Raw genomic sequence first — 11,751 nt, forward strand, 5'->3', positions numbered from 1 at the left:
AGCGGCGCTCAGCCCACGATACGCATGGGGGGCTTCAACGGGAGAGGGGGCTTGGAGCCGGGGGCGGAGGGGATCGCGGAGGGGGCCGGCTTGGGCACCTCGCCCTCGAGGGCGGCGAGCGCGACGAACAGCCGGTCCATGCCGTAGTCGAGGGCCACCTCGCGCTGGAAGACGTGGGCGACCTTGATGAGGCGCAACGACGTCTGCTTGCCGAGGTCGATCTCGCGCTCGAGGAACGCTTCGAACGAGCCGTAGCCCTTCGCCTGATACAGCTCCTGCTGCTGGATCTCGGCGAGCACCACCCCGATATCGAAGAACCCCTTGTCGAGCCGCTTGCGGAGCGTGCGGATCTTCTGGGTCTGGTTGTGGAGCTCGGCGATCTTCGCCTTGATCTCCTCCGCGCCGCTCGGCACGCGGATGGTCGCCCGGGCGCTGCCAGGGGGCGCCGGCTCCGCGGCCCGGGCCCGCGCCTCGGCGGCGTGCTTCGCGGCGTGCCGCGCAGCCCAGGGCGCAGCGCCACGGAGGCCGAGCTTACGCTTCGACGCGCTCGACGCCGATTTCGAATCTTCCTTGATTACCGGATTCACGGGCTTCGCAAGCTGAGCTTCTGCGCCCCCCTTGCTGCTCGAAGAGGCCTTCTTCTTCATACCCGTCGCCTTCTCGGAGCTGCCCTGCTTTGTGATCTTCGGCATGTCGCTGCGTCCCCCGCTGGGTACGAGATCGTCGCGGCCCTTCGCCAAGCGCGCGCCGCCCGCGCGGCGGTAAAGACCCGCACGGCTGTCAAGCCCAATTGGCTCACCAGGTCGTCGCCTTACCAAAAAATCGACCACCCCGTCCACTAAGTTTCGGGGAGGCTCCTCGCTTTCCCGAAGGGCAGCATGACCCAAGATCGGTCCGGGAGCCAAAACCAGCGAGCATCGCACGCTATCGAGCCTCCCGGAAAGCTGTCGTCGGGCGCGCCGCTGGGTCGCGCCGGCCACATGGGTCCACAATCGCCGGCCTCGGCGGGCTCGGCGGGCTCGGCGCTGCGGTTCGGCGAAGATCGCGCCCGCGACGCCCGTTGCGCGCCGGCCGCCGGCCGGTCGGTTGGTCATCCCGCATGATCCCGCGTCATCCCGCGCTCCAAGTGCAGGGGTGGGTCGTGATAGATCGCGGTGTATGACCTCTCCGCCCGCCGGTCGCGGCCCCACCGATGACGTCCCCAAGGCCGTGGTCGCTGATGCGCCGCGTCGTGCGAGCGAAATGCCGCGAGGCGCGGCGAGCAGCCGGATTGCCGTGGTGGTGAACGGCAACGCCAAGAGCGTGACGGCGGAGGTGATCGAGACGCTCGATCAGATCCTTGACACGGGGGATCTGTTCGTCTCGCGGCGGGTGGAGGAGAGCGAGGGCATCGCGCGGATCCTTGTCGACCGGGGTTACGGCACGATCCTCACGGGCGGCGGCGACGGGACGTTCACGGTGGTGGTGACGGCCGTGGTGAACGAGGCGAAGCGGCGCGGGCTGCCGCTGCCGCGGTTCGGGCTGCTCCGCCTGGGGACGGGCAACTCGCTGGCGTGGGTGCTCGGCGCGTCCGGCGGCGCGGGCGCGAAGCCCGGGCTCGCGGTCGACCTCCAGCGGCTGCGCGCCGAGGCCGGGAGCCGGAACCTGCGGCTGGTGGAGGCCGAGGACATCCTGTCGCCGTTCTGCGGCTTCGGGATCGATGCGGTGATGCTCCGCGACTACAACGCGGTGAAGGCGGCGCTCGCGCGCGGCCCGCTGAAGCGGCTCGCGCCGGGGCCGGTGGCGTACGCCGTCGCCGCGACGACGCGGACGATCCCGAGCTACCTCGTGCGGCGCACACCGCACTGCCGCATCATCAACGAGGGCAACGACGCGATCCGCGTCGGCGAGAAGGGGGCGATGTTGGGGGCGCCCATCAAGAAGGGCGGCGTCATCTACGAAGGGCCGGCGAAGATCGCGGCGCTGTCGACGATCCCCTATTACGGCTTCGGCTTCCGGATGTTCCCCTATGCGGACGATCGCCAGGACCGGATGCAGCTGCGCGTCTCGGTGGTGTCGCCGTTCACCTTCGTGCGGAACTTCTCGAGCATCTGGAGCGGAGAGTTCGACGACCTGGAAACGGTGTTCGATTACTTCGTGGATGAGGTCACGATCGAGATGGACCCGGCGACGAGCTTCCAGATCGGCGGCGACGTCCGCGGGGAGCGATCGCGGGTGCGCGTGCGCCTGACCGAGCCGATCCGGATCGTCGATTTCTACGCGCCGCCGCGCGGATAAGGCTCAGCCGTCCGGCAGGGCGCGAGGCGACTCGGGTTGGACCAGATTGGCACGACTCGCGTCGTGCTCCTGGCGCATGGTGGCGCATTGAGGCGCTTCGGGGGCTCCTGGTGCCATGACTGCCGGGGGATTTCGCGGGATGAGCGCGCAGGGCGGGGCTGGCGCAACGCTTGCTCTGGGTCTGTGCCATGAACATCAAGCTGACCATTCTTCGCTCCGGTTCCGTGGGAATTGCCTCGCTTGCGCTCCTCCTCGGCGGGGGGTCGATCGGCACTGGATGCGCCGCACAGGTGACGACCGGTGGGGAAAGTGGTGAGGGGACCGACGAGGGCGCCCTCGAAGGCGAGGAGGCCGGAGGCGAGGAGGCCGGAAGCGAGGAGGCCGGAGGTGAGGAGGTCGAGGCGGCGTGTGAGATCGGCGAATCCCGGAACTGCACCGTCAACGGCACAGAGGGCTTCGAGCAGTGCGAGAACATCGACGGGGTGGCGACCTGGACCGGGTGCCAGGAGAGCGGCAGCGTCACCAGCACGCCGCTCGTGCTCTCGTTCGAGCAGCGGCCGGTCGAGTACGTGACCGCGATGAGCGGCGCCTTCGATCTGAGCGGGCTCGGGGCCACGATCGCCACCGACTGGCCGACCGCGGCGACGCCGTGGCTCGCGTTCGATCGGGACGGCAACGGGGCGATCGACGGTGGCGAGGAGCTGTTCGGCTCGGCGACGGTGCTCTCGAGCGGCGCCCGCGCGGACAACGGGTTCACCGCGCTCCGCGAGCTCGACACCGACGGAGACGGCCGGATCACGGCGCGGGACGAGGCGTGGTCGCGGCTCGTGCTCTGGAGCGACCGGGACGCGAACCGCGCGTCGAGCGCCGGCGAGCTCGAGCCGCTCGCGTCGCGCGGGCTCGTCGCGATCGAGCTCTCGTATGGACGCGATCGGCGCTGTGACGTGCGCGGCAACTGCGAGATCGAGCGCGCCTCGTTCACGTTCTCGGAGGGCGCCTCAACGCGGACGGGCGCGGTCGTCGACGTGCACCTGCGCTGGCAGTGACGTCACCGCGGGGGCGGGGACGCGGGGTGGATCGAGCTCTTCTTCTTCCAGGGCGGCGAGGCCGTGAGCAGGGCGGCGAGGCCGTGAGCGCCGCTGTCGGCGCGGAGCTGCCGGGCGATCAGTCGTAGTACTCGTTGCCCAGGTGGGTGATGAGGTCCTCCCCCATGAGCCAGCGCATCGTGTTCTTGAGCTTCATCGACTGGATGAAGAGATCGTGCTCCGGGTACAGGGCCGGCGCGGTCATCGGGCTCTTGAAATAAAAGCTCAGCCACTCCTGCGTGCCGCGCAGCCCGGCGCGCTGCGCGAGATCGAGGAGGAGCGCCAGGTCGAGCACGAGGGGCGCGGCGAGGATCGAGTCGCGGCAGAGGAAGTTGAGCTTCACCTGCATCGGGTAGCCGAGCCAGCCGACGAGATCGATGTTGTCCCACCCCTCCTTGGCGTCGCCCCGAGGTGGGTAGTACTCGATCCTCACCTTGTGGAAGAGCTTGCCATAGAGCTCTCCGTAGACGTGCGGCTGGAGGATGTGCTCGAGCACCCCGAGCTTCGAGACCTCCTTCGATCGGAACGAGTCGGGGTCGTCGAGCACCTCGCCGTCGCGGTTGCCGAGGATGTTCGTCGAGAACCACCCTGCGACGCCGAGCATCCTGGCCTTGAGCCCCGGGGCGATGACCGTCTTCATCAGGGTCTGGCCGGTCTTGAAATCCTTGCCGGCGATGGGGACCTCCTGCTTTCTTGCGAGCTCCCAGGCAGCCGGGAAATCGACCGTCAGGTTCGGTGCGCCGTTCGCGAACGGGACACGCTCCTTCAGGCAAGCCCACGCGTAGATCTGGGAGCTCGAGATCGCCGGGTGGTCCTCGGCGAGGCCCGCCTCGAAGCGCGCGATGGAGGAGTGGACCTCCGCGGGCGCGATGTAGACCTCGGTCGATCCGCACCAGACGGCGACGGCGCGCGCAGCGCCGCTGTCGCGCAGGAAGTCGCGGATATCCTCCCGGACCTGCTCGACCATCGCGGCCTTGCTCGCGCCCTTCTTCACGTGGTTGCCGTGGAGCCGCCGGACATACTGCGGGTAGAACACCGCGGGCATGGGGCGGATCCGCTCGAGCTCCTCGCGGACGGCGTCGAGGTGGCGGTGATCGAGCACGTCGGCGTGCCGCGCCGATTCGTAGGCGTTGTCGGGGAAGATGTCCCACGCGCCGAACACCAGCTGATCGAGCGCCGCCAGCGGCAAGAAATCCTTGATCCTGGGCGCGCGGTTGTCGGTGCGCCGGCCGAGTCGGATCGTGCCCAGCTGCGTGAGCGACCCGATGGGCGCCGCGAGCCCGCGCCGCGCGAGCAGGGTGCCCGCGATGGTCGTCGTGGAGACGGCGCCCAGCCCCGGCAGCAGGACCCCGAGCTTGCCCTCCGCGGTCTTGATCTCTTTCGGCTGCTTCACGTGACGTGTTCCCCCCGTGGTCGTGGGCGCTCGTCGGGCAAGGCGGGGCATCCGCCGGCGCCGTGCGCGCGGCGAGCGCGAGGTCGGTCGAGGCCGCGCGGCGCTGCGACCCGCCGGGAGCATGAAGCTCGGGGGCCGCGATCACCACGGGCCGGCGCGCGCGCGACGGCGTTTCCAGCGCGCTCCCTTCGCGCGCTTCCGGTGCTCCCTTCCCCTCGGCGCCTCGGACGGCGGCGTGAGGTGCTGCCACGAGGCGGCGTGCTCGCGACGCGCCGGGCAATCCCGGCGGGCGATCAGGGGGAGGGTCGCGGGTAGCCGGCGGCAGGGGTCATCGCCTCGATCCAGGCGCGGATCGCGGCGACGGCCTCCTCGTCGACGCGCCGGGTCGCGAGCGGCGGCATCTGCTCGGGCGGCGCGCCGGGCGCGTCGCGCCGGGACATGCTGCGGAGCACGGCGCTGCGATCCGGATCGAGGGGCCTCAGCCGGTCATAGCCGGCTCCCGGCGGCGCTCCGGGCGGGCGGACCTTCACAGGCTGGTTGATCGCCGTCTTGTAGACGCGCGTGTCGCGCACGTCGCCCACCCGGCCGGCCGCGTCGATGTTGAGGCGCATCTCGAAGTGCGTCGCGACGCCGAGCGGGTGATGGCAAGAGACGCCGCAGTTGACGTGCAGCAGGCCGAGGGCGCGCCGCTCCGTCGCGGTCCCCGGCACCTCGAGCGCGGCCGCGTCCGGGAGCGGGCCGCCGGACGTCGTCGACAACAGGCCGCGCGCGACGAGCTCGGCATACGTCAGGCCGCTGGCGCCCCGCGCGGCGAGCTGGATCGCCTCGAATCCAAGCGGGTTGTCGGTCTTGCCAGCGTGGCAACGGATGCAGTCGACCTGCGCCGGGATCGCATAGTCGGGCGAACCGGGGACGTGAGGGACACCGGCCTTCACCTGCGTCGCGCTCGCTCCGTCCTCCGACCAGACATAGGTGGCGCGCGTCCAGCGATCCTCCGCGGTCTTCCACAGGAACCTCGTCTCGATACGGCGGCTCGCGCCGGCGACGGGCAGACGGAACTCCTTCCACAGCCTGGTGCCGACAGGAAAGGTCCAGTCGTTCATCCGGGAGACATCGATGGTCGCGCCCGGAGGGAGGTAGATCCACCGTGTCTTCTCGGCGCCGTCGCTCCAGAGCTCGAAGGCGGGCTTGAACTCGCGGACACCCGCCGCGAGCGAGCGCGCGCCGGGGTCGCTGTAGAGCCCGGTGCAGCGGAGATCGGGAGGATCGGTGTCGCCGTCCTTGCATGGCGGCAGGCCTCCGGGCGCCTGGGCCGCGCCTTGGCCGGGGCGATCGAATGTGCCGGCTGCGCGCGTGGTGGTCGCGGCCGCCGGGCCGCTACGGTCCGGTGGGGTGGGGAGAGGCTCGGGCCGGGGCGTCTCCTGCGCGCCGCAGCCGCCGCAGCCGGTCAGCAGCAGCGACGCGACCACGGCTTGCCAGGCGCGGCCTCTCGTGGTGAAGGTGGAGAGGGAGGTGCCTGCTTGTCCGAGAGACCGAGCCACCAGCGCGTCGTGGGGCGCGCTGCCTATGTGACGAGAGCGTGCCATCGGACCGCCTGGTGCCTCCTGCTCGCAGGCAGTGTAGCCGCCTGCGACAGGCGCGTGCAGGTCGCCGGGCCGCCCGAAGAGCCTCGCGAGGGCGGCCCTCCCGGCCAGGCCGCGGCGGGGAACCCGGTCCAGGCGGCTCAGGGGGGCACGGGGGCGCCTGGCGCGGCGCTCGCCGCGCAAGACACGCGGGCCGCGCAGGGTGCGCCCGCGACGCAAGGCGCCCCCGCGGCGCAGGGGGCTCCCGCGGCGCAGGGGGCTCCCGCGAGCGCCGCGGAGCTCGCTCGCCCGGCGAAGTGCGGGGGCGTCCCGCAGCTGAAGCTCACCATGGTGGCGACCATGCTCGACCAGCCGACGTATGTGGCCGGTCCGCCCGGCGATCCGTCGCGCCTCCTCGTGCTCGAAAAGACCGGGGTCGTCCGGCTCATCAAGGACGGCGCCCTCCAGCAGGCGCCGTTCCTCGACGTGCGATCGCGCGTGTTCTTTCCGGCGCCGAACGCGGAGGGCGGCCTGCTCGGGCTCGCGTTCCACCCGGACTACGCGAAGAACGGGCGCTTCTGGCTCCACTATTCGTCGGCCCCGCGCGGCAACGTGGTGATCGAGGAGTGGAAGCGCGCGGCGCAGGGCGGTGACTCCGCCCATCCCGAGCCGGTCAGGTCGCTTGTCGACGTGAAGCACGGCGCCTGGAACCACGTCGGCGGGATGCTCGCCTTCGGCAAGGACGGCTATCTCTACGCTGCGATCGGCGACTCCGCGCGATCTCCGAGCCCCGCGGCCGATCTCACCTCGAAGCTCGGCAAGATCCTCCGCATCGACGTCGATCAGCCGGGCAAGGCGCCTGCGGGCAACATGACGAGCGGGGACCCGATGATCTGGGACTACGGGCTCCGGAACCCGTGGCGATTCAGCTTCGACCGGCTCACCGGGGACATGTACATCGGCGATGTCGGCCAGAAGAGCTGGGAGGAGATCCTGGTGGAGCGCCCTGGCCAGGGCAGGAACGATTACGGCTGGGAAGCGATGGAGGGCACCCATTGCTACCCTCCTGGCGCGACGTGCAAGCCGCGCGGCCTCCCCCCCGCGGTCGAGCACCCGCGGAGCGAGGCGGGCTCCATCATCGGCGGCTATGTCTACCGCGGGGCGAAGATCCCGTGTCTGCGCGGCCGCTATCTCTATGCCGACTACGTGACGGGCCGCTTCTTCTCCTTCGTGTGGGACGGCAAGGCAGCGACCGATCCCGTCGAGCTGACCTCGGCGCTGAACCCGAATGGACTCCCGTCCTCGTTCGGCGAGGACGCGGCCGGGGAGGTCTATGTGGTGATGTTCAACACGGGGCGCGTCTACCGGCTTGATCCGGGGTGAGGTGTTCCACGGCGGTCGGCGCGTCGCCTGCTTTCTCCGGGACGGGCTGTCGATGTGGCGGCGATGAAGGGCTCTGCCGCAGCGCCGCGTCGAGGAACTCGCGCACGTCGCGCTCGAGCTGACGGTGGAACGCCTCGCGATCGAATCCGGCGCGATCGACGGCGGGCAAGAAGTCCGGGCGCCGCATCTGGGGAGGAAACGGGCTCAGGAACGAGTAGTGGTTTGCGTTCTCGACGACCTTGAACGTGACCTGGGCCGGGTCGGGGACGAGGTCGAGGACGAGCTGCCCCTGCCATCTCGGCGCGATGCGGTCGTGCTCCGCCACGAGCAGGAGGATGGGCACCTCGACGTCCTTCAAGGCGTCGTTGGGCACGAACCAGCACGCCGCGGGGGCCATCAAGACAAGCGCCTTGACGCGCGGGTCCTTCGTGACCGCGACCCTCTGCCCCGGCCCCGTCCAGGGCTGCCCGCCCGCGAGGGCGAGCGCGGTGTAGCCACCCATCGAGTGCCCGATGACGGCGATGTCGTCGCCCTGCAGGCGAGGCCCGAGCTCGGCGTCGGAGCAGACGGCGTCCACCGCCAGCCGGGCGTGGCGGGGCCGACGCTCCAGGTTCTCGACCGCCTCGGTCAGGGACCGATCGTTGCGATTGTCCCCGGGGTGCTCGGGCATCGCGACGACATAGCCGCTCTGTGCGAGGTGGGACGCGAGCGTCCGATACGCGAGGGGCGTCCCGCCGCCGCCGTGCGAGATGAGGACGAAGGGGAGAGGGCCGCCGTGCAGGGGCGCATTCAAGGCCACATCGATCGAGTAAGGCCCCATGGCGACGACCTCGGCAGGGACGTGCGTCGGGTACATCACGAGGACCGGGAACGAGAGGTCGTTCATCGGGTCTCGAACGGTCAGGCTGCGGCAGCCCACGAATCGATTCATACGCGTTTCTCCGGACGGTGTCGGGGGGATGGGAAGACCCAGGACGATGCCTGTCTGTTCACGGGAAGTTCACTGGAGCGGGAGGAAGACATCCGTGACGGCCTCGTGATCGGGCACCTCCGGGAAGAAGCGCACTCGCTGCAGGAAGAGCGGGAAATCCCGCAGCTCCTCTCCGCTCATGGGGAGCCAGGTCGCATAGAGGTACCTCACCGCCACGTAGAGCGTGTCGTCGCATCCGACGTGCCGCAGGACGGCGCAGCGGCCGCCGGGGATCGCCTTCTCGACGACGCCGTGCGGGTTCTCCGAAATGGGGCGGCCGATGCCCGCGCAGAGGTCTGTGCGGTAGGCCTCCGGAGGGGACTCGGCCGGGTCGTCGTACAGGATGTTGAAGGTCGCGCTGACCCTCGGCGAGAGCTTGTTCTCCTTGCGCCACGCGATGAACCGGCGCACCGATTCCAGGATCCGCTTCGGGTCGCCGCGGTGCTCGAAGGCCGCGACGCGCGTCTCGTTGAACCGCACGATGGCCACCTCCTCGGCGCGATGAGCGGCCTTCATGGGGAGGGCCCTTGTCTCTCTCAGGCGCTCATGGGTCGCGTGCCAAGGATCCCACCGGGGTTGCTCCCGGAACTCGGAGGGGGACTGCCCGAACGCCCTCTTGAAGGCGCGCGAGAAGGCTTCGGGGCTCTCGTAGCCGCTCGCCATCGCGATATCGATGATCCGCGCGTGCTCCCGGTCCGGGAGCGCGAGCCGGTAGGACGCGCTCCGCAGGCGGACGAGCTTCACGTACTCGTGGACTCCCATCCCGAACAGCTCGGAGAACTGCCGGTGAAAATGGTACTTCGAGCACGCGGCGACGCCGCTCAGCCGATCGAGCGTCAAGTCCTCGTCCAGGTGCGCGTCGACATGCTCGAGCACCCTGCGGAACCTGGCGATGTACGCGTTCTCGGCGGCTTCGGTCAACGCGGCGTCCTCCTCGGCGAGCGGCAAGGTAACGAGCCGCCGCACGCCGTGCCTGACCGAAATTGCTGAACTTCGAGGTGACCGGGCCCCGAGGGGCGCACGGAAGCGCGGCGGTGCCTGTGGCAGGCCGGAGGCGACCCGGTTTCGTTCTGGGGAGAATAATCTGTTTTGGGTGTGGCTGTTCTGGCCCCTCGCACAGGCCTGAGCCACCGGCCAGGCGCTTCACCGCGTCGTGGTGGCGAGCGGGGTTCTGCGCCATCGAGGACGACGAGGACAAGGAGCGCGCCACACACGCGATCGCCCGCGCGCCGGCCTCGCTGCCGGCGGGGACGCTCCGTGTCGAGCTCCGCTCCACGCCGCTCACCAAGGACGCCCCGCCCGCGCACACGACCCACCTCTACGTCGTCCTTGCGGGCCAGCGGACATGGCTCGGGGTCGGCGAGGACGACGCCGCCCTCGTGGATCGGCTGCGCGTCGCGGTGGGCCCGGGGCGAGGCCCGGACCGCGCTCGATCGCGACGGACGATTCAAGCACAGCGACAAAGAGCCGTGAATTTCGTTCACAGATCACCCCGGTCGCATCTTTGCCACTGCCTAGCTCCGCAGGTTGCTTCTGTTACTTCTACGGCATGAGAAGAGGCTTACTCCAGTTACTTTTGTTCATGAGCGCTGGCCTCGCATGCCAGCCGGAGCCAACGCCCTCCGCGTCGGACACGAGCGTCGAGGTGCCGCTCGCGGACGACGGCGAGGTGCCGCTCCCGGACGACGGCGAGGTGCCGCTCGCGGACGACGGCGAGGTGCCGCTCCCGGACGACGGCGAGGTGCCGCTCCCGGACGACGGCGGCAATCCCAACCCGCTCTGCCCCGGCCCCGTCGAGCCGGACACCAGCGCGGTCGTGGCACTCTCACTCCCGGCGCGCACGAGATCGACGCTGATCCGCGGCGATCACCTCGCGAGCGCCCAGCGCTCGACGCCGACGCGCGTGGTCGTGGAGGAGCGGGCCGCGCTGGCGATCGGCCCCGATTATCCGAGCACCGTGACCATGAGACTGGATTCGGTCCTCGATCCGCGCTGCGGGCCGATCCTTGGCGACATCACCATCGACGAGATCGGCGACATCCAGGGAGCGATCGCCGTCGAGAAGACGGGGCCCACGACGTTCGCCGTCAGCGTGAGCGAGGAGGGGACATCGACCTTCGAGGTCTCGGGCGTGATCGCGGTGCCGGAGGGCGGCCTCGACGTGTGCACCATGTACGACGACACCCGCGAGCTCCCCATCACGTTGTTGATGACCGTCCAGGCGGCGCGCCCGCGCTGGCAGTTCGAGATCCCGGCGAGCTGCGGCGCGCGCGCCGTCATCCAGTCGAACCGGCCTCTCCCGATCATCCCGGTGGCGCTCGACGCGGCGGGCCAGCCCTTCTCTCCACAGAACGTCGAGCATCCGGCGGTCGACGTGGTGGGGACCGGCGTGGGGCTCCGGGTGATCGAGGGCGGCGCGCCCTCCGAGATCGTCGCGACCGGCGACGGCAGCGTCGTGATCACCGCGGCCGACGGCGGCGACCCGCGCGAGGTCTCGGTGATCCCTGCCGCCCGCATCGACGCCATGGACGTGGTGTTCGCGATCCCGGGCGCCGCGGGGGGCGGGAGGCTCCTCGCGGATGGCGAGACGTACGTTGGTGGGTTCGCACGCACGGGGAACCGGGTGGTCGCCGTGATCTCCGGGCTTGCGTCCGGCGGTGTTCCGCTGTGTAGCGAGGCGAGGACCGAGGATTTCGAGGTGACGTCCTCCACACCGGAGGCCTGCGCCGTCGATGGCCTCTTCTGCGAGAGCAACCAGATCCCCTTGGGGGATCTGGTGACGCGCTCCGCGGAGGTCATCACCGACGGGACGTGCGCCGTGCGCATCGATGCACCGGCGTTCGCCGGTGGTGCCGGCCTGAGCGCGGAGATCTCCGTGACCCTGGAGGACACCGACGAGATGCGCGATCTCACCCCCTAGGCGACAAACGGGTTGAAGCGGCACGCAAACAGCGAGAAGTTGAGCCGCCAAGACGCCAAAAGACGCCAAGATTTTTATTTTGTTTTTGGCGTCTTTGGGCGTCTACGGGGAGAGGGCTTTGCGGCGCAGACCGCTGCCGGCGTCTGCACCAAGCGCAATTG

General features: G+C 70.1%; 9 protein-coding genes. 4 read left to right on the forward strand and 5 right to left on the reverse strand.

Going from position 1 to position 11,751, the window contains the following annotated elements:
* Positions 1 to 8: 8 nt before the first annotated feature.
* Positions 9 to 692, reverse strand: coding sequence for a hypothetical protein (locus WME79_RS09785; RefSeq protein WP_012234436.1), 684 nt, complete (start codon positions 690 to 692; stop codon positions 9 to 11).
* A 466-nt stretch (positions 693 to 1,158) separates the two neighbouring features.
* Between WME79_RS09785 and WME79_RS09790 the strand changes: the two genes are divergently transcribed.
* A complete protein-coding gene (locus WME79_RS09790; RefSeq protein ID WP_437534431.1) occupies positions 1,159 to 2,277 on the forward strand; it encodes a diacylglycerol/lipid kinase family protein in 1,119 nt (372 codons plus the stop codon).
* 188 nt (positions 2,278 to 2,465) lie between these two features.
* On the forward strand, positions 2,466 to 3,323 hold the full coding sequence (locus WME79_RS09795) for a calcium-binding protein (RefSeq protein ID WP_437534432.1): 858 nt from the start codon (positions 2,466 to 2,468) through the stop codon (positions 3,321 to 3,323).
* Positions 3,324 to 3,441: 118 nt separating this feature from the next.
* On the opposite strand, the gene WME79_RS09800 is transcribed toward WME79_RS09795, so the two are convergent.
* Together WME79_RS09800 and WME79_RS09805 are read right to left on the reverse strand one after the other, a co-directional pair.
* Complete coding sequence (locus WME79_RS09800; protein WP_437534433.1) at positions 3,442 to 4,755, reverse strand: inositol-3-phosphate synthase; 1,314 nt, start codon at positions 4,753 to 4,755, stop codon at positions 3,442 to 3,444.
* Positions 4,756 to 5,048: 293 nt separating this feature from the next.
* Positions 5,049 to 6,296: a hypothetical protein gene (locus WME79_RS09805; RefSeq protein ID WP_437534434.1), complete on the reverse strand. Its 1,248-nt coding sequence runs from the start codon at positions 6,294 to 6,296 to the stop codon at positions 5,049 to 5,051.
* On the opposite strand from WME79_RS09805, the gene WME79_RS09810 reads away from it, so the two are divergent.
* Positions 6,276 to 7,700: a PQQ-dependent sugar dehydrogenase gene (locus WME79_RS09810; RefSeq protein WP_437534435.1), complete on the forward strand. Its 1,425-nt coding sequence runs from the start codon at positions 6,276 to 6,278 to the stop codon at positions 7,698 to 7,700. The genes WME79_RS09805 and WME79_RS09810 overlap by 21 nt on opposite strands.
* On the opposite strand, the gene WME79_RS09815 is transcribed toward WME79_RS09810, so the two are convergent.
* On the reverse strand, positions 7,663 to 8,631 hold the full coding sequence (locus WME79_RS09815) for an alpha/beta hydrolase family protein (protein ID WP_437534436.1): 969 nt from the start codon (positions 8,629 to 8,631) through the stop codon (positions 7,663 to 7,665). The genes WME79_RS09810 and WME79_RS09815 overlap by 38 nt on opposite strands.
* Positions 8,632 to 8,700: 69 nt before the next feature.
* Complete coding sequence (locus WME79_RS09820; RefSeq protein ID WP_437539808.1) at positions 8,701 to 9,591, reverse strand: AraC family transcriptional regulator; 891 nt, start codon at positions 9,589 to 9,591, stop codon at positions 8,701 to 8,703.
* A 661-nt stretch (positions 9,592 to 10,252) separates the two neighbouring features.
* Here WME79_RS09820 and WME79_RS09825 point away from each other — a divergent pair.
* Complete coding sequence (locus WME79_RS09825; protein ID WP_437534437.1) at positions 10,253 to 11,590, forward strand: hypothetical protein; 1,338 nt, start codon at positions 10,253 to 10,255, stop codon at positions 11,588 to 11,590.
* The last annotated feature ends 161 nt before the right edge of the window (positions 11,591 to 11,751 follow it).

The organism is Sorangium sp. So ce726 (genome assembly GCF_051521405.1).
Taxonomy (GTDB): Bacteria; Myxococcota_A; Polyangia; order Polyangiales; family Polyangiaceae; genus Sorangium.